The sequence below is a fragment of the Nostoc sp. genome (assembly GCF_036917975.1).
Lineage (GTDB): Bacteria > Cyanobacteriota > Cyanobacteriia > Cyanobacteriales > Nostocaceae > Nostoc.
On sequence record NZ_JBALEJ010000049.1, the window covers coordinates 135,604 to 159,721 of the forward strand.

General features: G+C 42.9%; 16 protein-coding genes, 1 tRNA gene and 1 pseudogene. 8 read left to right on the forward strand and 10 right to left on the reverse strand.

Translation table 11 applies throughout. From position 1 onward, the window contains the following. Position 1: 1 nt before the first annotated feature. Positions 2-637 (reverse strand): type I restriction endonuclease subunit R, encoded by a 636-nt coding sequence (locus V7K76_RS21785; protein WP_334779740.1) that lies wholly within the window; start codon positions 635-637, stop codon positions 2-4. 1,276 nt (positions 638-1,913) lie between these two features. Here V7K76_RS21785 and V7K76_RS21790 point away from each other — a divergent pair. The 4 genes from V7K76_RS21790 (at position 1,914) to V7K76_RS21805 (ending at position 7,065) form a co-directional block, all read left to right on the forward strand. Beyond that, positions 1,914-2,555, forward strand: a complete 642-nt coding sequence (locus tag V7K76_RS21790) for a hypothetical protein (RefSeq protein ID WP_334779739.1) — start codon at positions 1,914-1,916, stop codon at positions 2,553-2,555. 220 nt (positions 2,556-2,775) lie between these two features. After that, entirely contained in the window at positions 2,776-4,104 is a 1,329-nt protein-coding gene (locus V7K76_RS21795) for a hypothetical protein (RefSeq protein WP_334779738.1), read from the forward strand. Between the two features lie 835 nt (positions 4,105-4,939). Next, the gene (sigC, locus tag V7K76_RS21800) at positions 4,940-6,190 is read left to right on the forward strand and encodes an RNA polymerase sigma factor SigC (RefSeq protein ID WP_334779737.1); all 1,251 of its coding nucleotides are present in this window, start codon (positions 4,940-4,942) and stop codon (positions 6,188-6,190) included. Positions 6,191-6,609: 419 nt separating this feature from the next. After that, entirely contained in the window at positions 6,610-7,065 is a 456-nt protein-coding gene (locus V7K76_RS21805) for a Fur family transcriptional regulator (protein WP_334710252.1), read from the forward strand. A 132-nt stretch (positions 7,066-7,197) separates the two neighbouring features. On the opposite strand, the gene V7K76_RS21810 is transcribed toward V7K76_RS21805, so the two are convergent. Both V7K76_RS21810 and cobN read right to left on the reverse strand, forming a co-directional pair. Beyond that, positions 7,198-8,340, reverse strand: a complete 1,143-nt coding sequence (locus V7K76_RS21810) for a peptidoglycan-binding domain-containing protein (RefSeq protein WP_334779736.1) — start codon at positions 8,338-8,340, stop codon at positions 7,198-7,200. 9 nt (positions 8,341-8,349) lie between these two features. After that, entirely contained in the window at positions 8,350-12,633 is a 4,284-nt protein-coding gene (gene cobN / locus V7K76_RS21815) for a cobaltochelatase subunit CobN (protein ID WP_334779735.1), read from the reverse strand. A 94-nt stretch (positions 12,634-12,727) separates the two neighbouring features. Between cobN and V7K76_RS21820 the strand changes: the two genes are divergently transcribed. Further along, positions 12,728-14,773: a GAF domain-containing sensor histidine kinase gene (locus V7K76_RS21820; RefSeq protein WP_334779734.1), complete on the forward strand. Its 2,046-nt coding sequence runs from the start codon at positions 12,728-12,730 to the stop codon at positions 14,771-14,773. 275 nt (positions 14,774-15,048) lie between these two features. Here the strand turns inward: V7K76_RS21820 and V7K76_RS21825 are convergent. From V7K76_RS21825 to V7K76_RS21845, 5 genes and pseudogenes are all read right to left on the reverse strand, one after another. Next, positions 15,049-16,341: pseudogene (locus tag V7K76_RS21825) on the reverse strand (MFS transporter). Positions 16,342-16,824: 483 nt separating this feature from the next. Then, positions 16,825-16,898 (reverse strand) — tRNA-Pro (locus tag V7K76_RS21830). Between the two features lie 50 nt (positions 16,899-16,948). After that, a complete protein-coding gene (locus tag V7K76_RS21835; RefSeq protein ID WP_334779733.1) occupies positions 16,949-17,314 on the reverse strand; it encodes a DUF1818 family protein in 366 nt (121 codons plus the stop codon). A gap of 181 nt (positions 17,315-17,495) precedes the next feature. After that, on the reverse strand, positions 17,496-18,041 hold the full coding sequence (locus V7K76_RS21840; protein ID WP_334779964.1) for a hypothetical protein: 546 nt from the start codon (positions 18,039-18,041) through the stop codon (positions 17,496-17,498). A 198-nt stretch (positions 18,042-18,239) separates the two neighbouring features. After that, positions 18,240-18,476: a DNA-directed RNA polymerase subunit omega gene (locus V7K76_RS21845; RefSeq protein ID WP_179064685.1), complete on the reverse strand. Its 237-nt coding sequence runs from the start codon at positions 18,474-18,476 to the stop codon at positions 18,240-18,242. A gap of 150 nt (positions 18,477-18,626) precedes the next feature. Here V7K76_RS21845 and V7K76_RS21850 point away from each other — a divergent pair, with 150 nt between their 5' ends. Continuing rightward, the gene (locus V7K76_RS21850; RefSeq protein WP_334779732.1) at positions 18,627-19,046 is read left to right on the forward strand and encodes a fasciclin domain-containing protein; all 420 of its coding nucleotides are present in this window, start codon (positions 18,627-18,629) and stop codon (positions 19,044-19,046) included. A 214-nt stretch (positions 19,047-19,260) separates the two neighbouring features. Here V7K76_RS21850 and V7K76_RS21855 read toward each other — a convergent pair whose 3' ends face one another. After that, positions 19,261-20,727 (reverse strand): glycoside hydrolase family 13 protein, encoded by a 1,467-nt coding sequence (locus V7K76_RS21855; protein WP_334779731.1) that lies wholly within the window; start codon positions 20,725-20,727, stop codon positions 19,261-19,263. Positions 20,728-21,517: 790 nt separating this feature from the next. Here V7K76_RS21855 and V7K76_RS21860 point away from each other — a divergent pair. Both V7K76_RS21860 and V7K76_RS21865 read left to right on the forward strand, forming a co-directional pair. Continuing rightward, on the forward strand, positions 21,518-23,245 hold the full coding sequence (locus V7K76_RS21860; protein ID WP_334779729.1) for a S8 family serine peptidase: 1,728 nt from the start codon (positions 21,518-21,520) through the stop codon (positions 23,243-23,245). 114 nt (positions 23,246-23,359) lie between these two features. Continuing rightward, positions 23,360-23,659: a hypothetical protein gene (locus V7K76_RS21865; RefSeq protein ID WP_334779728.1), complete on the forward strand. Its 300-nt coding sequence runs from the start codon at positions 23,360-23,362 to the stop codon at positions 23,657-23,659. A 39-nt stretch (positions 23,660-23,698) separates the two neighbouring features. Here V7K76_RS21865 and V7K76_RS21870 read toward each other — a convergent pair whose 3' ends face one another. Next, positions 23,699-24,070, reverse strand: coding sequence for a CU044_2847 family protein (locus tag V7K76_RS21870; RefSeq protein WP_334779727.1), 372 nt, complete (start codon positions 24,068-24,070; stop codon positions 23,699-23,701). Positions 24,071-24,118 lie beyond the last annotated feature (48 nt).

The window sequence follows — 24,118 nt, forward strand, 5'->3', positions numbered from 1 at the left end:
CTCACCCCAACATGGCTTGTCCCAACCGCTTTAGAATCCGCAAGACTTCAGCTAACTCATGTCTTCGAGGAAATAAAGAAAATGTCCGTGATACATCGTACTGCGGAGTGTCTGTGAGAGTGAGCTTGAGAAATACAAACTCATCGCCGTTTGTGGCCATTCCGAACACAGATTTATCACTCTGAGGATTAGTCAGCATATGAGCTAATAACTGCGGTAATGCTGCTGCTACTGGAATACTAGTTCGTTTCGACTCCACCACCAAAATCCACAGTTTTTCCTGCACAACTAGTGTGTCAATAAAGCCGCGAATCGTTTCATCAGGATCTTCAAGTTCTAATGCAACACCATAGGGTGAGCGAATTCGATATGGTGGATCGAGAAAGCCTGTTAGTTCTAACAACGGCGAAACCACCAAAAGGTTAATCGTACCTTCTAACAATAGACCATCAACTCGATGGTAGTCATAACGCTGCTTAATCCGAGCAATACCCGCCTGTTCTTGTTGGTTTAGTTCGGGTAATTCGTCAATCCACTCATAGAAAAAGCGATCGCTATCAGCTTGAGTTAAATTACAGCGAGTCTGTAAATCGTTCAAGCTTTTAATGGTATCAGTAATTCCAACGCTGGAAACCATCTGCTATTGTCTCATCATTGCGTTTAGTCTAGCATTAGTACACAACGCTTTCCCCTTAACAATTCCCGTCTAATTTCATAATCTATAATTTCTGGTAAAATTACTTCATATCCTCTCTCAAAGAGCGTATAAAACCATTCTTGACATTGCAGAGCTAGAGGCGTTGCTTTTGGATTAGTAATTAATCCCACAGGTGCAGAATCTAAGATATAACCTTACTCATTACTCTCTATCCTCTGCGCCTCTACAGTTCGTTAAAAAAGCGTAGACGTTAGCATAGCCTCTGGTAGAGAAGTCATCGCAATTCACCCGCCTGCGATCGCTTTGCAAGTTTCCACACTTAGTATATATTTGTTGGCTAATTCTAAGTACTCTCCTTTGTCTACTATTCGGGGCGATCGCACCATGTCAATAAGATTGTAATATTGTCAATAAATCCAATAATAATCTCATTAATCCTTGCTTATCGACAAAGATTTTAGCGTTGGCGTAGCCCAGCTTAGTAATCGCTTTGAGACTTGAAAAGTAAATAAAACTAGAAATACTGATTTTTTGTTGCTTCTTAGGGTTGGTTGCGATCGAGAGTAATTTAGATGTGTTTACCCTGTACATCTGGTCTATTTGCCATGAAATTTAATGAAGAGGTGGTGACAATTCCCAGTGTACAACTTTGATAACTGTCCACAATACTGTTGCATGTCCCAAGCTCATGGTAATATTATTTTACTGTCAGGGAGATATTATTTTATACATCAAATTGCAACCATGCTGAAACAGCTACTTAAGTGTGCTGCTTCCAAAGAAGAAAAAATTATTCGACCTATCCAGGAAATCAACGAAAGCGCCAACCTGCAAGGCACGGAGCTTTTAAAAATTTGCTTATATAAGGTACTAAAGAGCTAAATAAAGCCTTTTTAGGAATCATGTCAGCCAGCTAAAAAGGCATAAAACCCTTTTAGAATGGCAAAAAATTAGACAAGAGTAAATAGAAAAATTTTGACACAATGTCAACTGTTTTTTGTATATGTAAAAATATCAAAAAGCCCGACTTTTGTTGTCAACAATACATGAGTATTGTGTGTTTTATTTAGATACTGATTATTTTCGTATTTAGTTACCTATATATATAAGTTCTATTTGATTGGTGAAAACTTAAGCTACCTCTACCAAATGAGGCAAATACTTAAATTCAACAAATGATTTAGGACTGCTAGATCAATCTTGATTTAGGAAAAAATCGATTATTAACAAAGTAACTAAGAGTAACAGGAAAAACATGAATATCATTGTTAGTTTGTTTGGAGCGATCGCTCTCCAAGTATCTCTGCTGGCTGCGATGTCTAGCATGGCAATGGCTGATGACAGACCTCTACGCGTCCGTCTCCGGGAGAATCATGCTGTTTCTCAACAAAAAACAACACAGAGGATTTGCTCTTTAGATCCCATTGAGGACTTATTGCCTCCACCACAAATTAAGACAAATAACTCTTTACTTTCTTACCTTGCTGAACAGGGTTTTACACAAAATAAAGAGGGTTCTTGGGTCTGCTATGCGAACGATCCTAAAAAAGAAGGGCGTTACTTTACTCTATTTAAGGTTAAACAAGTTGATAACAGGCTTATAGCAAGCTCTTTTTTAGATGAAGGCAGTCTGATTCAGGGGCAGGAAAATCGTAGTTTGGACTTCTTTATGATGCTAATTGAGCATCATATGAATACTACTCAAGAGAACCGTCAAGGTATTCGTAGATATTTAGAAGCCTTTGTTTCCTTAGTAAAGCAAGGGAAGATCAAACCCACACGTCGGGGGTTTCTTTTCGACCAACCAAACCGGGCATTGGTCTTGTATCACACACTCTCATCAGGAAATCTCAAAGGTACAGGAATCACGATCAACATTTATTTACCTAAGAGTTGAATTGGGGACTGGGGACTGGGGATTGGGGACTAGGGACTGGGGACTGGGGATTGGGGACTAGGGACTGGGGACTAGGGACTAGGGACTAGGGGAGATAGAACTTGAAGTATTCACATCAAAGACTCATTCATTTCTCAAACCAGCTAATTCTCAATCCCCAATCCCCAATCCCTAATTCCCAATCCCCAATTAAATCGTTGTCGTTTAGTGGAGGTGCATCTTGCCTAAATCAATTGTTCAAAGAATTGCGATATCGAAAGCGAGTCGATTTGCAGCGATCGCATTTTCATCTGTTGCAGTAATACTCACTACATGTCAATCTGCTTTTGCACAGTTAAATGTTGGCCGCTATGGTATCCAACAAGGACTGGAGTCTGAGTATCTCCAGTACCAACTCAATAACCAGAATTTGAACCAGATGCGAGTCATTCCTGCATGTGATGTGGGATTTGGTCTGACCTGCAATAAAACAGGATCGGTAATCCAACAATTAGTAGAGTTAAATAACGGAACTAGTTATCAAAACCTCCTGATGCGAGCAGCTGGTGGTGAGAAAAACTTTCAGAATTTCGCTAGCTTCTACGGCAATAATCCTAATCTCTCTGCGGTGCCTTACGCTTCATTTTGGAGAAACGCATCTCCCACAATCATGGATGGATCTCAATACCTTCTTGGACAACCTTTTGGTCGCAATCCAGTAGAAGGACTCGGACTTGTAACTAAGCAGTTCTACTGGGCACCGTACTCAGGAGTAGATAACTCGGTCAGTCTCCGTAGTGGGTTACTAGACCTAAAATTGTCATACGGACGACTGCTGTTTGAAGAGGCCTCGAAAATTCCTAACATTAATGAGCAGATTCAATCTCTAGGTCTATCGCCAGAGATGACAAATTTTTATGTAAATAAAATCTCTACAGGCTTGGATGCATTGAGTTCTGGAGATCAGAACCAACTCCAACAGAAGATTTTTGAAGTACTATCCTTTCCATACTCCGAAGACGGCGGGGAACTCGGACGCCCCAATAACGGGATTCCACAAGAATTTAATCAGTTCTTAGGAGAAGATATCCCCGGAGATACTTTACTAAGTGACAATCCAGCACCCTTGGATGGAGAAACAATTGCTTTCGATGCTTTCCCTGGTTCTGAGGGAGATGTTTTGACACCCAACAATTCTGATTCATTTCCACTCGGGCCAATAATCGGAGTTGCAGGTCTTGGTCTAATTCTGCTTCTACTACTGAGTGGTGATAGTTCTTCAGCTAAATCATCAGTTTCTTTAGGAAATACACCTTCTCCAGTAAATACACCTTCTCCAACAAATACACCTTTGTCTCTCACCAACAAAGGTGAATGCGATCTGACTCCTAGTGGTAATGGTTCCGATCACACACAAATCATGGAGATTCCGTGTAATGTTACTCCTAAACCCCCTACGGAAGTGAGGAAGGTAGTGGAGCCATCAATGATGAAAGCGCTTATATTGCTAATTGTTCTACTATGTATAGTGCGTTATAAACAGCACTCTTTAACAAGTCGTAATTCGTAATTATGTTACGGGGATTTAGAACCTATCTATACAAAGCTACCTATGGAGGTAGCGATGTCTATATAGCATTTCCCGACAAGCGTAAGGTACACCCGTAGGGGCACAACATGTTCATTGGTGTCAACTTAACGTGAAACCGCTTGTCCGCCGGGAATCTTCTTAGTGCCATTCATCCAATAACAACGCCGCCGTACATCGCTCTAAATTAGCTTCTGGGTAAAAGTCGCTACAAATCTTCTTAATCTACACAGTATTAAATACAGTTGAGATGAGATTTCCGCCGATTCTTGTTGAAACTGACAGGTTACTACGGCACTGAGAGAGTATTTAATAACTTCCCCACGTCTTCTATCTCCGTGTCGAGAGAATTTTTGCCGTTAATACTAATCACTTCCTAAATATCTATTAGTTCTACTTATACCTGAATAATCCTGAGAAAAAATTAGTAAATCGTCAGGATATTACTTTTGTGGGCATGTAAATGTGACTATGCCAATTATAAAGATGACATTCACTGAAGGATGTTTATACTGTGTTACAAAAGTTACGATCAAAAACCATCGAAGTTGAAATATTAACTAAGTAGTTGAAATATTGAAAGCCTAGCTGTGGATTGAAATAGCTATTGGTTGAATCAAAAATTTAGCAGCCGATTAAGTTCAGTAATACTGTATCCAATAAAACCATTACAGTTAATTTCTAAAAAAATTGTAATGGAACGTTCAACCATGTTAGTTCATCGTTAATCGCGGGAACAATAGCAACAGTTGAATAGCTGACCGTAATCTAAGCTGACCGAAATCTATTGTTACCTGGAGCCATTGAGACGATCTTTATGCCAGCAACATCTTTTTATGCAGACGCCCCCTACAACACCAAAAAGTCCCGCCAGGCTTTGGACTCGGATCTCACGGTTGATGACAGTGAGTTATCGGTAGATGACCTACAGGAGCTAGAACTGGCTTCTGCTGACAATGCTAACTTTGCTGCTAGCACTAACCGTCGGAGTACAGACCTAGTACGTCTATATCTTCAAGAAATTGGTCGGGTTCGCTTGTTGGGGCGCGATGAAGAGGTTTCAGAAGCTCAAAAAGTCCAACGTTATTTGCGGATGCGGATAGTACTTGCTAAGGCCGCGAAGGAAGGGGATGAAGTGATTATGCCCTATCTTCGGTTAATTGAAGTTCAAGAACGTCTTACTTGCGAACTAGGACATCGGCCGTCTTTGGAAAGATGGGCTGCTACTGCTGATATAGTTTTATCCGATCTTAGGCCGACTTTGGCAAATGGCAAACGTCGCTGGGCTGAAATCGCTAAGTTGACAGTAGAAGAGTTGGAGCAAGTTCAGTACCAAGGACTCCAAGCAAAAGAACACATGATTAAGGCGAATCTTCGCTTAGTTGTGTCTGTTGCCAAGAAGTATCAAAATCGTGGTTTGGAATTGTTGGATTTAGTCCAAGAAGGTACATTAGGTTTGGAGCGGGCTGTAGAAAAATTTGACCCAACAAAGGGTTATCGCTTCAGTACTTATGCTTACTGGTGGATTCGTCAGGGTATTACACGGGCGATCGCTACTTCTAGTCGCACGATTCGCCTACCGGTTCACATCACCGAAAAGTTAAACAAAATCAAAAAGGCTCAACGCAAAATTGCTCAAGAAAAAGGTCGCACTCCAACTCTAGAAGATTTAGCAACTGAGTTAGAGATGACACCGACCCAAGTCCGAGAAGTTTTGTTACGGGTTCCTCGCTCCGTTTCTTTGGAAACCAAAGTAGGTAAGGATAAAGACACTGAGTTAGGCGAATTACTCGAGACTGACAGTGTAACTCCAGAAGAAATGTTAATGCGAGAATCTTTACAAAGAGATTTGCATCATCTTCTGTCAGATTTGACTAGCCGGGAGCGCGATGTAATTTTGATGCGGTTTGGTTTGGCAGATGGTCATCCTTATTCTTTAGCAGAAATTGGTCGCGCCCTTGACTTATCGCGCGAACGAGTCCGCCAAATTGAATCCAAGGCTTTGCAAAAGCTACGTCAACCCAAGCGCCGCAACCTCATCCGCGATTATTTGGAATCTCTAAGTTAGTCATTTGTCATTAGTCATTTGTCATTAGAAAATTACACTTGACAAATGACTAGGGACAAAAGGCTGATTTAATTCCCAGCTTAAAAGCTATTTATAGGCTTACAGCAAATAATTAGCATTAAATTGTACAAGAGTTGCCCCAGACCTTTGCTCAGATATCTTAAAGGTGGGGAGCAACTAGACAATTCAAAATTAACTTATACAAAATTCAAAGTCAAGGGATGCAATCGTTACAAGTATCCTAATTATTAGCTGTATGCAAATTAAATGCACTACAGCTTATTACTTGAATTTTGCTCAAGATTTGATGAATTGTTCTTAAATATTTAGTAAGAATTATCAATAGGCAATGATTGTTGCAAATTGCTCCTAAGATTTGTTATATTCTCAACTAACAAGCTTTGTTGAGAACTATTAGTATGACTGTCTACACAACTACTTCACTCAAGGCCGAACTGAATGAACGAGGCTGGCGATTAACTCCCCAGCGCGAAACGATTTTACACATTTTTCAAGAACTTCCGCAAGGTGAACATCTGAGTGCGGAGGATCTTTATCATCGGCTAGAAACTGATGGCAAAGGGATCAGCCTATCAACTATTTATCGGAGTTTGAAGTTGATGGCCAGGATGGGAATTTTACGGGAACTAGAATTGGGTGAGGGACATAAGCATTATGAGATCAACCAGCCCTATCCTCATCATCACCATCACTTAATTTGTGTTAGATGCAACTCAACTATTGAGTTTAAAAATGATTCAATTTTAAAAATTGGGTCAAAAACTGCTCAAAAAGAAGGTTTTCACCTCTTAGACTGTCAAATGACTATTCATGCAGTGTGTCCCAAGTGCCAACGAGCGCTGATGCCACTTTAGCACTTGGGTGGATAAATAAGACGAAACTACTCAAATTTACCAAAGAATTGGAACTTTGAGCAGTTTGTAATTTGCTGTTACTGGAGGCAAACAACCACTTGGGGACTGACACTAACGACACTAAAGCGGATGTTAAAAGCGTCCGCTCTTAAGATCCTTTAAGCTAATGCCGTAGAATTCCTGGGCTTGTTTAATCGCTTTTTTGGTGTCATCCGCCATTACACCATTCAGCTTGCCTTTATAAAAACCCCGCTCCCGCAGTCGCGTTTGGATTTCTAGGGTATTAAATTCACTTTTGCTAGTAGTATTAACTGAGCCATATAACTTAGCTCGCGTAGTTGGGCCAGCAACACCACTTGCTGTTAAGAAATTAGCTGCCTGAAATCTCTTTACAGCATCAGCAGTAAAGGGGCCATAGTAGCCATTTGGCTCTCCCTCTAAATATCCTGCTTGGATCAATTGTTCTTGAAGGACTCTAACAGGCTCACCGCGATCGCCTACACGAAGTTTATCTCGATTGACTACCTTTTTAGGAGCCTCTTCTCCATCACCAATGCCAATTCCTGGCAGTTTACGTAATGTTGCTGGGCCTACGATTCCATCAACGCTTAATTTGTAAGAATCTTGGAACCGCTTGACAGATTCTTCAGTAATTGGGCCAAATATTCCTGTAGCGTTTCCGTAATAAAAGCCTGCAACTCTTAACCGTTCTTGCAAAACTCTGACATCTTCACCTTCATCCCCCTTCGCAAGGTAGTTGGGATTGCGGCGTTTGCTGTCGGCTGAACTAGCTGAACTAGTAGTGCTAGACTTTTTAGCCTGTTCACTTACAGCAGTAGTTTTTTTAGTTTGTGTAGTTGCTACAACTGTGGACTTTTTGGCTTGCCAACTTTCTAATTTTTGCAGGGTGCTGGCTCCAACAATGCCATCCACTGGTAAGCCAGCGGCCTTTTGGAAGCGCCGCACAGCTTCTTGTGTGGATACGTCATATACTTGGCTAACAGAAGCTTGGTAAAAACCTGCTGTTTTTAACTTTTGTTGTAGATTTCTGACAGAAGGGCCTTGATCGCCTTTTTCTAGTGCCATGACGCTGCTAACAGCACCAAGAATAGATAAAGACAGAGCAAGGGGCAACATATACTTCCAAGCCCTACCAGAAAGCCTTTTCCAGTCTGGCGCAGCTGCTTTGTTAAACAAAGAACTGAGGGATACCAATTCACTGGGTGTGCTGTCTTCGTAGGCGAAAGCTAGGTGCAAATACGCAAGATTCTCCATATTTGTTTCCTACACCATTGATTTTTCTTCGATAACTGCTTCAGCTTGATGTACTAGGTTCCTCAAAGCTTCTAATGTTCCTATATTTACATCCTCCCACAAATTGCGCTGATGTGCTTCTAATAATTTTTCAGCAATATCACGCAGTGCGTAAGGGTTCTTTTGCTGAATAAATTCTACAACAACTGGATCGAGTAAATAAGCATCTGCTACGCCTTGATACATGTAATCTTCGACACATTTTGCGGTTGCATCGTAGGCGAAGAGATAATCTACTGTCGCCGCCATTTCAAAGGCTCCCTTGTATCCGTGACGCATAACTCCTGTAATCCACTTAGGATTAACTACGCGAGAACGATACACCCGTGCAATTTCTTCTTTCAGTTGGCGAACGCGTGGTTGGGCGGGTATGGAATTATCTCCAAAATAAGTTTGGGGATTTTTTCCCTGTAGAGAACGCACTGCTGCTGTTAAGCCACCCTGAAATTGGTAATAATCATCAGAATCGAGTAGATCGTGTTCACGATTATCTTGATTGTGCAGGACAACTTGCATTTGTGCCAAGCGTTGCTTGAAGGCTTCGGTATTGGGGATTGGGGACTGGGGACTGGGGACTGGGGATTGGGGACTGGGGACTGGGGACTGGGGACTGGGGACTGGGGACTGGGGATTGGAAATTTTATCCTCCCCTGCTCCTGTTCCCGAAGAATAGGCGTAAGAACTCCAGTTGATGTAGGCGCGGGCTAAATCTTGGTCATCTGTCCAGTTTTGCGATTCGATTAAACCTTGGAGTCCGGCGCCGTAAGCACCTGGGCGAGAACCAAAGATGCGATAGCGCGATCGCACCACGGCTTCTTGTATAGTTAAACCTTGGCTTGTCCACAAATCAGTTTCTTGGCGAACTGCATCCGCTAGGGGATTTTGTTCTGGCGGTTCATCTAAGTCTGCTACTGCTGATACTGCTTGATCGAATAAGTCAATTAAGTTGGGAAAAGCATCGCGGAAGAATCCCGAAATTCGCAAGGTGACATCTACACGGGGACGCCCCAAAATCGCTAGGGGCAAAATTTCAAAATCTACTACTCGCCGTGCTGCACCATCCCATACAGGTTGAACTCCGAGTAAAGCCAAGGCTTCGGCTATATCATCACCGCCTGTTCTCATGGTGGCTGTTCCCCACATTGATAAGCCTAGTGTTTTGGGATACTCGCCATGTTCTTGAGTGTAATATTCAACGAGGGTTTCGGCGGCTTTTCTGCCGATATCCCAAGCTGTCTCTGTGGGAATGGCGCGAATATCGACAGAATAAAAGTTTTTCCCTGTTGGTAGAACTTCTGGGCGGCCGCGTGTGGGTGCGCCAGATGGAGCGCTGGGGACGTAACCGCCATCGAGTCCGTGTAATAAATGGGTGATTTCTTCGGGGGTTTTTTGTAAGGCTGGGAGGAGGCGATCGCGTATCCAGGTGGAGAGGCGATGAATCGCGTCTCCACCCTCAGCACAGACGCGATGAATCGCGTCTCTACAAGAATTCTGAATTCTGAATTCTGAGTCCTGATTTATTAGTTCTTCTACTAGAAGGGCGGCGTGTTCTTCTAGAACTTCGACGATATCACCGAGGGTACGGCATTGTGTGCCATTGACTATTGAGTATTCACCACTAGTCATTGACAAATCGGCTGTGAGGGGATCGAAATCTAATCCCCAATCTTGAGCGATCGCACGGGTAATACCTGGAGAATGGCGATTGGGGATGCGAGCGATCGCTACTATTAAATCTCGCAGTTGCCTTCCTTGGGGACATTGCCCAAAAATATGCAAGCCATCGCGGATTTGGGCTTCTTTCAATTCACACAGATAGCCACCGATGGAATTCAAAACCAGAGATTCAGAATTAAAAATTTCTGTTTCATTTTGGATTCCTAAATCTAGATGGAGATTTTCTTTGATCACCAGTTTGTGGATGCGATCGCGAATCACTGGCAAACGTGAAGGATCTAAACTGTCGGCTTCATAATACTCATCAATTAAATTTTCTAACTGTTCTAAAGAACCGTAGAGTTCCGCGCGAGTCATCGGTGGCGTGAGATGATCTATAATCACCGCTTGAGCGCGACGTTTAGCTTGGGAACCTTCACCAGGATCGTTGACAATAAACGGGTACAGGTGGGGAAGTGCGCCAAAAGCTACTTCTGGATAACAATTACTTGATAAAGCCACACTTTTACCCGGTAGCCATTCTAGATTTCCGTGTTTCCCTACATGAACTACAGCATCAGCACCAAAACATTCTCTGACCCAATAGTAGAAAGCTAAATAAGCATGGGTTGGTTCTAAATCGGGTGCATGATAATTCAAACTGGGGTCATTATCATAACCCCTTGCTGGCTGAATTCCCACAAAAATGTTGCCGAGTTGGATTCCGGGAACGGGGATGGGGATTGGGGATTGGGTATTGGGTATTGGGTATTGGGTATTGCTGTCGTTTATCCCGTTTTCCTTTTCCCCAGTCACCAGTCCCCAGTCCCCAGTCCCCAGTCCCCACCTTTCACTAATACCTTGCTGAACTGCTAGCGGTAATGAAGCGAAATATTCTTGATATTCGTCCCAAGAGACGCTTTGGTGTACTGGAAGCCATTCTCTACCTTCTGGATCGTTGGTTACGCCAGATGTTAGCCGTTGAATCAACTCATCTCCTTGAGTGGGTGGATTTTCTACTTCATACCCAGCCTGATGTAAAGCTTGCAGGATTTCTACACAACTAGCTGGGGTGTCGAGTCCCACACCATTGGCGAGGCGGCCATTGCGGTTGGGGTAGTTTGCTAGAATCAGGGCAATTCGCCGTTCTTGGGGTGGCTTGGAACGTAGACGCGCCCAATTTGCTGCTAGTTTAGCAACGAACTCAATGCGATCGCTCACTGGTTCATAAATTACCACATCTGTTTCTAAATGGGGATTACGAGTTTGCAATGCTTTAAAAGACACAGCACGAGTAATAATCCGCCCATCTACTTCTGGTAGCGCCACATTCATCCCAATATCGCGGGGAGACAGCCCTTGAAACTGTGACTCCCACTGCTCAATTGATCCGCCACTGAGAATTACCTGCAATACAGGCACATCTAATTTTTGCCAAAGTTCGGTTTGGGGTGTTTCACTTTCCAAACGTGCTAGAGAAAAACTGGTAGTATTTAGCAGCACAGCGATTGATTCGGCTTCTTTGGGTTGGAAAAATTCACTCAACTCAACTTGAACATCTGGTTCACGCAATGAAGAAACAAATACTGGCACTGGTTGTAAATTTTTCTGTACCAAAGCTTCGCATAAAGCATCAATTACTTTAGTGTTTCCCGCTAAATAATGAGCGCGGTAGAAAAGGATGCCGATTTTGGGGATTGGGGATTGGGGACTGGGGATTGGGGATTGGGGATTGGGGACTGGGGATTGGGAGATTTGAAAATCTAAGGTGGATGAATCTAGTTCCGAGGTGGATGAACGGAGTTCTGAGATGGATGAATCCAGTTCCGAGGTGGATGAACGGAGTTCTGAGATGGATGAATCCAGTTCCGAGGTGGATGAACGGAGTTCTGAGGTGGATGAATCCAGTTCCGAGGTGGATGAACGGAGTTCTGAGGTGGATGAATCCAGTTCCGAGGTGGATGAACGGAGTTCTGAGGTAGATGAATCTATTTGTAACTCTCCCCTTCCCCAGTCCCTAGTCCCCAGTCCCCAGTCCCCAGTCCCCAGTCCCCACTCATACAATCCCACACGCGGAATCGGTTGAGGTGGCGCAGGATTGTATACAGTTGATAAACAACTATCGGAGATAAATTGCAGAGCATTAACGAAATTTTCCACGCCGCCTTCGCTAAAATACTGCCATATTTGGTTAACAATAGCCAAAGGCACGGTAGACTGGGAAATTAAATCGGGATCAAAAGCGTCATCCCCTGGCATTACAATGAGGGTTCTACCATTACGTTGCACAATTTCTTGCACTACTTCTAAGCCATAACCCCAATAAGAGCGTCCTCCTAACAAGCGCAAAATAATTACTTGGGCATGTTCTAAAACTTGCTCTCCATAAGTATCTATACTTAATTGTTGCTGCAACTGCAACAGGTTGGCGACTCTTAAAGCCGGAAAGCTTATAGGTAATTTGGGAACCGCAGCTGCCAAGGTTTGAATGTCGGTATCAGCAGCCGTAATCAACACGAAAGGCGCTGGAGTTTGTTCTAAAAAAATTAAACCTTCTGACTGATTCCATCCACCCGATGTGCTACTTATACGATGCATAATCCTGTGTTACCGTCTTAAATTGTTGGTTAGTACATAATCAAAAGAAACTTTTTTCCCTGGATTCAGCCCTCTCTTACCAAAATGATTGAAAATGCTTAGTTCTCCTGATTTGAGCTTTTCTCGAACCTTGCCTATTGTTGTATTTAATCAGCTTGGGGTGTTGTTAGAACAGATGGCTCAAACGGTGGGAAGTACCGCTCTGATACTGACAGAAGTTGTGTTGGTGCGGATTTACATACCTGGAAAGTGGCAACGACAAAGGTTTACATTAGTGGTTTCTGAGCAGTTTAGCGTTCTTTTGGTAGGAACCTTTGAGCAAGGAAGCAGGGAAACAGAGGGGCAAGGAATTTATTCAGAAATCAATGCTCAGTTGACGTTTAATTTAGAGGCGATCGCTTCTTTTGTCTGCGAATTGAGAGATTTATTTGAGTGCGATTCTGATACTCACCAAAATCTCGAACGCTATCAGCAAATTATTAGACCCAATGATGCCACGCTCCAAAGTCAATTTACGCTGTTGTTATTAGAATCTCTCCTAACTCAGCCAAACCAAGAAATAATAGCACCTCCAAGCCCGATTGATCCGGCGGTTTACATCTGTCAGCCAGTGGAAGATGCTTTAAAAAAACAAATTTCCCAAGAGCGGTTGTTGAATCAGGTAACAACACAGATCCGCAAAAGCCTAGATTTGCCTGTCATTATGGCAACAGCAATTACACAGGTGCGTGAGTTTCTGGAATTAGACAGATTAGTAATTTATAAATTTGCAGGTTCCCAAGTTAATACTCAACCATACCAGTCTGACATTATTCCCTTAAATGAAACAGCACTGACAACAGGTATGGAACTATCAGTTAGGGAACCTTGCGAAATCTATTTTTCTATACATGAAAACAACGGTGAACACTCGCCTTTTGTATCAGTTAATAATAAAACCCTCTTAGAAGACTACCAACAATATGGAGGTTATATTGTCTATGAAGCCCGTGCTACAGATGCGATTCGCTCGGTATTGAATTACACAGAAAAAAATTGTTTTATCCAAAGCTCTCAATGTTGGGAGAAGTATTGCCAAGGCTTTACCTTAGCCGTGGATGATGTCGAAAAAACTTATGCTCTGGAAGAGTGTTTGTTAAATTTTTTAAGGGAATGCCAAGTTAAGGCTAAGTTCGCTGCACCGATTATCTTTGAAGACAAACTGTGGGGATTGCTGATTGCTCATCAGTGCGATCGCCCCCACCAGTGGAATGATAGCGAAAAAAACTTGCTAATTGCGATCGCAGAACAATTAGCGATCGCTATTCACCAAGCTGAGTTAATGCAAACCCTCACCCAAGAAAAACAAAATCTCGAACAACGAGTGATTGAGCGTACAATAGCTCTCCGTGATGCTCTCCTCGCCGCCGAAGCCGCTAACCGTCTCAGAAGTGAGTTTCTCGCTACTATCAGTCATGAACTGCTCACGCCTTTAACTTATGTGATTGGGATGTCTTCGACGTTATTACGCTGGCCTTTGGGTGAATTGAGTCAACGACAACGGGGTTATCTGCAAACAATCCACGATAGTGGAGAACATTTATTAGAAATGATTAATGACATCCTCGATTTATCGCAAATCGAGGCTGGGAAGACAGCTTTAAATATTTCTGAATTTTCTTTGGTGAATGTTGCTCAAAATGCTGTAGAGTCACTGCGAAAAAAAGCAACAAGCGAACAAATTAATCTCATCTTGGATTTGCAAATCGATCCCAAGCGCGATCGCTTTATCGGCGATGCAGAAAGAGTAGAACAAATTCTCTGGAATCTGTTAACTAATGCGATTAAATTCACCCCTGAAAATGGCAGCGTTACCTTACGTCTTTGGGTGGAAGATGACACTGCTATTTTTCAAGTGGAAGATACCGGGATTGGTATTCCTGAAGAACAATTACCATTACTGTTTGAGAAATTTCAGCAACTCGATACACCCTATCGCCGCCGCTACGAAGGCACCGGAGTTGGACTAGCTTTAACAAAACAACTTGTACAACTCCATCGGGGTCGAATTGAAGTAGAATCAACTGTTAGTATTGGCTCAATTTTTACTGTATGGATACCAACTCAGGCAGTGAGAGTGTTTAGGAGTGCTGAGTGTTGAGTAATGAGTGCTGAGTAATGAGTGCTGAGTGCTGAGTAATGAGTGCTGAGTGCTGAGTAATGAGTAATAGACATCTCCAGAAATTAAATATGCGTTACCCAGAACCCTTGTAGAGACGTAGCAGTGCTACGTCTCTACGTTATTTTTCGGAGATGTCTAATGAGTAAAAATACCAGTCCCCAGTCCCCAGTCCCTAGTCCCCAGTCCCCAGTCCCCAGTCCCCAGTTATTCTTTCATTCAAGGCTGTGAAACTTGTTTCATCAGGACTGCCTTCTTCACCGATCGATCCAACGGCTCACTGCTGGCGATTGTGTAGAGAACCATAGCGCACCTAACATACTCAAACTGCCACAGACAATCAAGGCATTAGTCGCACCAAAATTATGCGCCAAAGTTCCAGCTAACAGGTTCCCAAAGGGCATCATACCCACCATTGCTAAAGCATAAAAACTCATCACCCGTCCGCGCTTATCTTCGGCAACTAGGGTTTGGATAATCATATTACTACTGGTGATCATGAGGATGGTAAAGCAACCTGTAAACACCAGTATGACGATCGACAGCCAAACTTGACGCGATAGTGAAAAAGAGATCAGACTCATCCCGATAAAGACTTGAGAAACTACAATCAAACGCTCTAAACCCTTAATCCCTCGCCTGATACTCAGATACAAACAAGCAAACAGCGATCCAATCGGCGCTGAGGTACTCAGGTGAGCCATTGTAGTTGCATCCCCATTTAAAATCTTAGCGGCGAAAATGGGCATGAGCGCGATATGAGACATTCCGACTAAACCTTGTAACGCCAGCATTAATAAAATTGCTCTAATGGGCTGGAATCTGGAGACATATTCAAAGCCCTCACGCAATTTTTGTAAAGTATCGCTAAGGTTCGTCAGAGTCAGCGTGGGTCTGACTTTCAGCCGCATCGCTAGCAGGGTAAAGATGGCAGGGATATAGCTGAGAGTATCGTAGAGAAAACAATATTTCACCCCTAGCGTCGCAATCAAAATCCCGCCCATAGCTGGCCCCAACACCAGCGAGGAACTTAACATCACTGAATTCAAAGCGATGCCTTCGGCGGGCTACGCCAACGCATTACTCAAATCGGCGCGATCGCCTACGGTTTCGGTGACAATTGTATGGCGCACAGGCATATCTAATCCCTTGAGCAAACCATTGAGAACACTCAGTACCAGTAGGATGGGAAATGTAATCCAATTCTGAAAGGTCAGAATCGTTAAAGCCAGGGAAACGCTGATTCCCAATATTTGCACCACCATTAACAAGTCCCGACGACTCCAGCGATCGGATAATACGCCGGAAAAGGGAATCAGTAATAATGTCGGTAAAAATTGTACAAACCCTGCAACTCCCAACAACCAAGCCGATTTAGTCAAATCGTATACTAGCCAAGGAATAGTCAACTGCTGGGTCATAAATGTCCCAGACATTGATAGTAACTGTCCCCCAAAAAACAGGCGAAAATTACGCCAACGAAAGGCGGGTAAATGGTGGTAAAGGGTTTTACTTATGCGATCGCCTACTTGCCCATTCCAAATTTTCATCAGGAGGAATTTTAATATGCTCTACGAATAATTAGATTAGCTAATTATTATAGGATAATTGCGATCGCTTATCTGTTTGGGCTAACACCTTTACCTAAATAAACCTCGTCTAACTTGAGAACGGGAGCATCCCAATTTTGCTTAAATCTTTTCCCTCACCCCCAGCCCCTCTCCCATCTTTGGGAGAGGGGAGACATAATTCTAGTTCCCCTTCTCCCAAAGATGGGAGAAGGGGTTAGGGGATGAGGGCTATCAAGGTTTTTGCACATTTGGGATGCTCCCCTTGAGAACTGTAGTTTTTTACTAAAATTTTGCGATTGCTTCCTACCCTGCGGGAACGCTAAGAGCGAACGTTGCAATGACACAACAGAATAATTCAAAACTCCAGGTTTCAACATGGATGAGGTTTAAGCTTTCGTAATAAAGCTATGAAAAAACCTGCTAATCATTTTGCAAAGACTAGCAGGTATGGCTTATCATCAATCGGAGCGGCGGGATTCGAACCCACGACCTCCACTACCCCAAAGTGGCGCGCTACCAAGCTGCGCTACGCCCCGGTCAGAATTACTATTATATAACAAAATTCTTGGATAATCAAGAGGTAAATTTAAAAAACCTTAAGTATCCCAGTCGCTTGCAGTAAATCTGGAACAGCAGAAGCACTCCATTTACCTTCTACACATCGCCCTGTATTCAAGATGAAGCGCAGACTGTAATCATGAGGATAGCCTTCTACTTCCATCCATAATAAATCGCTTTCGGCTTCACAAGCAATTTTTTCCTCTTCCATTAACTCATCTGCAAGTTGTTTCATGGTGTCTGCTAGCTGTGCTAGTAGACGGCAAAAATCATTCAACTCGGCTTCGGTTAACTCAATTGCCCAATCATCTGTACCGACTAAACCTTTAAACTCAGGTGTGTCAGGGTTCCAGCCAATACGCCAACCCAATCCAGTTTTAATTACGCGTTCCATAGTTTAATTTTTGAAACGTAGAGGTACGTAGGTCACGTCGCTTTGCTCCGAATTCAAAATTCAAAATGACGCTCTCTACGAGACGCTAAAAGCGAACGCGGACTCGCTAACGCTACGCTAACAAAATTCAAAATTAATGATCCCCATAAATTTAGGGGCTTGTATCATGAGTCGTTTTAGGTCATTTCAGTAGTTCGGCCCCTCCCCGTTGTGGTGGCTGTGGGGGTGTGGATGTAGCCGGACTGGTTGTGGTGTTGGGGTTAGGGGGTACGGTATTTTGGGAAGTGGGGTTAAATATATTAACTAAGACTTGTACTAAGGCATCTCGCTGGCTGCGGGTAAGATTGGTGATGGCTTTGCGATCGCCATCTATCGGATTTTCCCGTAGTGAATCATTCCCTGGATAGCTAGCATCATACATAGTTTCATTGACACCCAGGTAATCAGCTAAAGTTAGCTTCCAATCCAAGCGATAAATTGGGGCGCGACCTTTGGTATAAATATGATATCTAATGAGACGATTTGCTAAGGTGTTGTTTTCGGCAACCTTCCCGTTTTCTTTGCTGATATATTTATTTTCTAGTGGAAAATCTGGCAACTGTTGATACACTTGCTGCCAAACATCGCTAGGGGTGATTCTCTGAGCGTATGCTGGTTGGATACCAAGTAAAGTTGTCTGTGTTGATTTGTCCGCCCCTAAACCTAAAACAATTACACCCACTACCATGAAGGCAAGTAGTAGTTGTGTTAGCAGATAGCTAGGGTTTAGCCAGTGCTGAATTCCGAGTTTTGAGAGGATTGATTTACGTAAAAGTTTTTTCTTTTTCATAGAACGATATTTTGGGCGTTGCTGAGTGAAGATATGAATTTGCTTTATTCAGAATTCATAATTCCTAATTCAGCACTCAGCACTCAGCACTCAATCTTATAGTTCGCCGATAATTTCTGGCTGAGTCAATTCATCAGACATTTCGATAATTGCCCTTAGCACTGGCTTCATGATTGCATCTTCGTTACTTTCAAAGTCTTCGTAACGCCGACGTTTAGCACGATTTGCCACCTGAACCGTAATGCGGTAACGATTTGAGGCTGCACTAATTAGATCCTCAGCACGGTGCATAATCTGAGATTGAGTTGTCTCGAACTTAGAACGCTTTAGCATAATCAGTGGTTCTTGGGGTCATTCTCCAGTGTAACAGTAGTAAATCAGTCTGCTGCTGTCTGTTTAATCGCCAGCAACCTTTCCACTGATAGAGGCTAAGAGTATTTTAATCACTTATAAGTAACTTGTAGTATAAGATAACGCACCCTCATGGCTGACCTTGTGGAAACTGCGATCGCAGCTGGTAATTTCAATACCCTAATAAAGGCTGCTAAAGCTGTAAATTTCATAGAAACTTTGAAAAGCCCTGGTTCTTTCACACTCTTTGCACCAACTGACGAAGCTTTTGCTAATCTGCCAGAGGGAACTTTAGATTTGTTATTACAAGATATTCCCAAGCTCCAGAAAATTGTGGCGTATCATATCGCTAGTGGGGATATTCGATCTGATGATTTGCTAGAGATTAATGAAGCAGAGACGCTTGAAGGTTCAATTCTAGCTATTGAATCTGCCGACGGTAAATTTAAGGTGAATAACGCCAATGTCCTCAAAACAGATATTCTGACAGACAATGGCGTAATCCATATTATTGACGCGGTGTTGATACCTGCAATAGTTGCGGGAAGGTAATAGACATCTCCGAAAAAGAATGTAGAGACGTAGCATTGCTACGTCTCTACAAGGGTTTTGGGTAACGCATATTTAATTTCTGGAGATGTCTAATGTATTGGGTATTGGGTATTGGGCATTGGGCATGGGGCATGGGGAAAGAGGAGGTAGGAGGCAGGAGGCAGAAGTTTTTGAATTGATTTCTCCCCAGTCCCCAGTCCCCAATCCCCAGCCCCTACTTCCCAATCCCCAAAATGCACCCACTGCGTGCGGGAATAGTCAATGACAGGTGCTGAGTTTCTCCGTCACCATTCCACTTAATTTCAGCAGTGCCATATAACAACTTGTTGGGTTGAGTACGCAAAGTTGGGACATCTGCATTCGCTGTTGCCGAACTTGTGCCAGCGTTGACGGCAATTATCAATTCTTCTGTGCCTAAAGTTCGCGCAAAGATATAAAGTTGTCCTTGAGCATGAAGAACTTGGTAATCACCTGTACGCAAAGCTGGGTAAGTTTGACGTAGGGTAATTAATTGACGGTGAGTATTGAAAATTTCTTGATTCCAGTTACTCTCTAAAGGAAAGCCACGACGCGAGTCGGGATCTATGCCACCAGGTAAACCAACTTCATCACCATAGTAGATGCTAGGGGCACCGGGAAAAGTCAGTAGTAGTAGAGTTGATAATTCCACGCTGGCTATATCGCCGCCTGCAATAGTCATCAATCGGGCTGTATCGTGACTTGCAAGTAAATTGAGTTGAGTTAGCTGAATTTCCCAAGGGTAAAGTTGCAGTACTTCTTGGATTTTAGTGGCGTACTCAGCAGCAAATAAAGGTGGATAGGGTTGATAGTCGCGGCTTTGGACTTGTTCTAAGACTACGCGATCGCCTGCTGCAAAGGCAATTGTCGGCCCGGCAAATAGATAATTCATCACGCCGTCAAATTGTGTCCCATCTAGCCACTGGCGGGAATCTCCCCACACTTCGCCCACAATATAAGCTTCGGGATTGATGGCTTTGACGCGATCGCGAAATTCCTGCCAAAAGCCAGGAGTCTTTATTTCAAATGGTACATCCAACCGCCAACCATCAATGCCTAATTTAATCCAATATTCGGCAATCTCCATAATGTATTCCCGCACTTCTGGATTGTCGTGGTTAAATTCTGGCAAGGCGCGATTTCCCACCCAACCCCCGTAGTTTGCAGGCAATTCCCCGTTGTAAGGTGCTAGAGGCCAGCCTTCAATTTTGAACCAATTTACCCAAGGCGAATGGGGGCCATTTTCTAAAACGTCGTGGAAAAAGAAAAAGCCACGGCTGGAATGGTTAAACACCCCATCCAGAACGACTTTGATATTGCGTTGGTGGGCTGCATCAAGCAATTCCTTAAAAGCCTCGTTGCCCCCTAACATCGGGTCAACTTGGTAATAATCGTGGGTATGATAGCGATGATTGCTGGCGGATTGAAAAATGGGTGTGAAGTAAATCGCGTTAATCCCCAAATCCTTTATGTAGTCTAATTGCTCCATGATGCCCCATAAATCGCCGCCTTTATAACCTTGAAGGGTTGGCATAGCTTCCCAATCTTCCCAACGGGCTTCCTGCAATAACCGTTTGCGCGGCTGTTTGCTTCTGGCAAAGCGATCTGGGAAGATTTGGTAGAAAACAGCGTGCTTCACCCAGTCTGGTGTTTGAATTTGCATGAAAAACTCTTTGTACGTTCAGAAGCGATCGTTGCAAATATTAGCTTCTTTTTGGCTCTTACTTATGATAGAGAATCTGTAATTTGCCAGTATTCATTAGCGATTTAGACTTTTGATTGCTATTTTATACACAAATGCTATCAGTAATTTGTTTTAGTTTTTAATAGTTCAACAAAACAGACTCGCCACTGATTGCATTCTGACCCCTGAATTCTTATTCAAAAAATTTATCTTTTTTATTTATTACTTAATTATTCTTAATTTTATTTTATTCACTTTGTCCGTAATGATTTAGGCAGACAATGGATTAGTTTAATAGCTTCATAAAAATTACCTGTTACCCAAACTTGGGTAATTCTTAGATACGGCTGCTCAAAAATGTCTCATGAACCAGAGAAAATTACTATGAGGGAGACTTCATTCAGGAATATGAGTTATAAATTAGCAGTTGTCTTAGGAATAAATTCCTGCATCCTAAGCTTATTTGATGTTATCTCTGAAAAAAATAGATAACTATAGTCGCATCAAATAATCAAGGCTAAAAAAATACATATAGGACTAGTATTTGATTTATGAAAAAATCCAAGTATGTGTAGGGTGTGTTACGGTTTCCGTAACGCACCAAAATCTTCGGGTGGTGCGTTAGCCTACGGCATAACACACCCTACAAGGCTACTGAGATATTTTCAGAAATCAAATATGATTCCTATAGTTTGCGTTAATGCTAGAGCGACTGATCTTGCTAAAATCACTACTTCGTTGACAGCGAATAATTTAACTTGAGGTAAAAATGAGACACGAAAAACTTTCTCCCGGACTACTGTTAGCATTTCAAGACTATCAAAATGAAGGAGATAAAGCTTTAGTTACACACAAAAAATCCCTTGGCATCATTGCCCACAAAAGCCCAGTAAAACCTACTAAGAACGTTGTTTTTATTTACTGCGACCCTGATGCAGACTTAAGTTACTTATCACAATATAATATTGAAGTCAATCAAAACTCTGGGAGTGTGCGGACGGCTTTCTTACCGATAGAGAGTTTAGATGCCTTATCTGAAGAAGATGTGATTCAGCGAATTAAGCCATCACGCAAACTTCATTTGAGGATGGACACTGCCCTGGCAACAGTCAAACTACCAGAGTTCAAGAACCGAACCGGATTGACTGGTAAAGGAGTAATCATCGGCATTATAGACAGTGGTATTGATCCGAAACACCCCGCCTTTGCTGGACGAATTTTACACATTTGGGATCAAACACTGCCAGGGCCAGGAGTCACAGAGGGCGGCTATGGGGCTGAATTAACGGGAGCGCAACTGACAATTTCTCAGGATACTGCCGGACATGGTACTCACGTTGCTGGCATTGCCGCTGGTGCTGATACTAACTATGGCGGTGTCGCACCAGAAGCGGAATTAATTATCGTCAGGTCAGATTTACAGGATGCCCACATTGCCGATGGTGTGCGTTATGTTTTCCGAGTTGCTAGAGAGTTGGGACGCCCAGCAGTGGTAAATCTCAGCTTGGGTGGACACGCTGATGCCCATGATGGTAGCGACTCCTTATCAAAGATAATCGATGCCGAAACTGGCCCCGGAAGAATTGTTTGCTGTGCTGCGGGTAACGAAGGAAATGATAACATTCATGGACAAGCGATCATACCCAGTGGATGCACTAGTGGTATGCGCTTTAATGTTCCTTTAAATCAAATAGGCATAGTTTGGTTAAACGCCTGGTATTCCAAAGACAGCGAATTGGAAGTATCTGTGCAGAGTCCTAACGGTTTTGTTACCCCCTTCCAAAAAATAATTACTGACGGTAATGCCGCCCAAGATTACCAGTTACCAGATGCACGGGTGCAATTAGCGACACCAGCGCCAGATAAAGCCAACGGCGACCATAATTTCTTTGTGCAAATACGTGGTATTGACCCCTCGCCAGTAATGGGAGGTGTTTGGCAACTACTAGTCCGCAACACTTCTTCAACTGACACACGTTTAGATGTGTGGACATTAGATGACACTTCGTCAGTGTTTTTTACAGGTAAAAGTGTGAAGGATGCGGTCAAAATTGGTTCGCCGGGAGCCGCTAGCACTGCAATTACAGTTGCTTCTTATACTACTAAAGCCACCTACACAGATATTGATAACCAAGTGCGAGAAATGGGGTTAGAACTGCATACTATTTCGGAATTCAGTAGTGAAGGGCCTCTACGCAATGATGGACACAAGCCCGATGTCGCAGCGCCCGGAGCAATGATTATTTCCACCCTTTCCGCCGATGCCAGTTTTGACCGCTCATCGATGATTAATTCCAAGTTTGTGGTGCAGGCTGGTACAAGTATGGCGACACCCTTCGTTAGTGGGTTAGTGGCATTGCTGTTGCAGCGAGATCCTAAACTCGATCCGGGTGCTGTGAAAGACTACCTACGAAAAAATAGTGCAATTCCCGGAAAAGATGCAGGCACATTTGATGAAAAATGGGGCTATGGAGTGATTAATGCTTTAAATCTGTAATTAGACTGAGAAAGGTGGATATTATTTCTGTACAAAGGTAGGCAATAATAACCGATAAATTTGATAAGTTAGGGTAGGCAGAAATTGTCTACCCTCTTTACCAAGGAGTTGCTGATGAATTATCAGAAACTAGATGCCGCTCTTGCTACAGCCCTGAATGACGTTCAAGATTTAGAAGAAACTAATTTGGCAGTTTTTATCCATACTGAACCAGTTTTAGACTCGGTTGCAACTGCTCTTTTAGAAAGTTTAGGTGTCAGTGATGTTAGCAGTGGCAAAGACATTTTCACGGCAACACTGTCAGCAAATGCCATTTCCCTGTTGTCAGAGGAACCTTGGGTGAAATTTTTGAAGCGATCGCACCAATTACGTTTGGTTAATAAGAAAATCAATATAGGCAAGTTGGGCATTTAATGGGTATTGCCTACCTTTTGTACAGATAATTTTTTGTTGTTACTGTGAATCAGGTTTTGGTTTTTCTGGAAACTTACACTTCACTTGAATTTCCAGATTACTTTCAGCAGAGCCTTCAGTAATGTAAGGAATGCCAGCCTTTCCACCCAGCTTAATGCCAAATTTAAGACTTACCTCCTCAATCTCCGCAGTATTGAAGTCTTTAAAAGCACTAAGAGCATAGATAGTATAAGAGCGAATCATTTGCCGAGCTTGTTGCATCTGAGCGATCGCATCTGTTCGCACATCCTTGTATTCTATGCCATCATCATCCTCCTCAATTTCCTGAGTTATTTCGGTAGCTGTGACGTTAATCTCAATCTGCTCAATCTCCCCATCTGCTTGGAAAAATAGTTGCTGCACTTCTGACATAAGCTGCCTCGATTAAAGTTTTGTAACGTATCTGAATAAATTTCAGCT

Bases quoted from the DNA above. Each gene is read 5' to 3' on its own strand.
- V7K76_RS21785 (WP_334779740.1), bottom strand. From the start codon at position 637: ATGGTTTCCAGCGTTGGAATTACTGATACCATTAAAAGCTTGAACGAT.
- V7K76_RS21790 (WP_334779739.1), top strand. From the start codon at position 1,914: ATGAATATCATTGTTAGTTTGTTTGGAGCGATCGCTCTCCAAGTATCT.
- sigC (WP_334779737.1), top strand. From the start codon at position 4,940: ATGCCAGCAACATCTTTTTATGCAGACGCCCCCTACAACACCAAAAAG.
- V7K76_RS21805 (WP_334710252.1), top strand. From the start codon at position 6,610: ATGACTGTCTACACAACTACTTCACTCAAGGCCGAACTGAATGAACGA.
- V7K76_RS21810 (WP_334779736.1), bottom strand. From the start codon at position 8,340: ATGGAGAATCTTGCGTATTTGCACCTAGCTTTCGCCTACGAAGACAGC.
- cobN (WP_334779735.1), bottom strand. From the start codon at position 12,633: ATGCATCGTATAAGTAGCACATCGGGTGGATGGAATCAGTCAGAAGGT.
- V7K76_RS21820 (WP_334779734.1), top strand. From the start codon at position 12,728: ATGCTTAGTTCTCCTGATTTGAGCTTTTCTCGAACCTTGCCTATTGTT.
- V7K76_RS21835 (WP_334779733.1), bottom strand. From the start codon at position 17,314: ATGGAACGCGTAATTAAAACTGGATTGGGTTGGCGTATTGGCTGGAAC.
- V7K76_RS21840 (WP_334779964.1), bottom strand. From the start codon at position 18,041: ATGGTAGTGGGTGTAATTGTTTTAGGTTTAGGGGCGGACAAATCAACA.
- V7K76_RS21845 (WP_179064685.1), bottom strand. From the start codon at position 18,476: ATGCTAAAGCGTTCTAAGTTCGAGACAACTCAATCTCAGATTATGCAC.
- V7K76_RS21850 (WP_334779732.1), top strand. From the start codon at position 18,627: ATGGCTGACCTTGTGGAAACTGCGATCGCAGCTGGTAATTTCAATACC.
- V7K76_RS21855 (WP_334779731.1), bottom strand. From the start codon at position 20,727: ATGCAAATTCAAACACCAGACTGGGTGAAGCACGCTGTTTTCTACCAA.
- V7K76_RS21860 (WP_334779729.1), top strand. From the start codon at position 21,518: ATGAGACACGAAAAACTTTCTCCCGGACTACTGTTAGCATTTCAAGAC.
- V7K76_RS21865 (WP_334779728.1), top strand. From the start codon at position 23,360: ATGAATTATCAGAAACTAGATGCCGCTCTTGCTACAGCCCTGAATGAC.
- V7K76_RS21870 (WP_334779727.1), bottom strand. From the start codon at position 24,070: ATGTCAGAAGTGCAGCAACTATTTTTCCAAGCAGATGGGGAGATTGAG.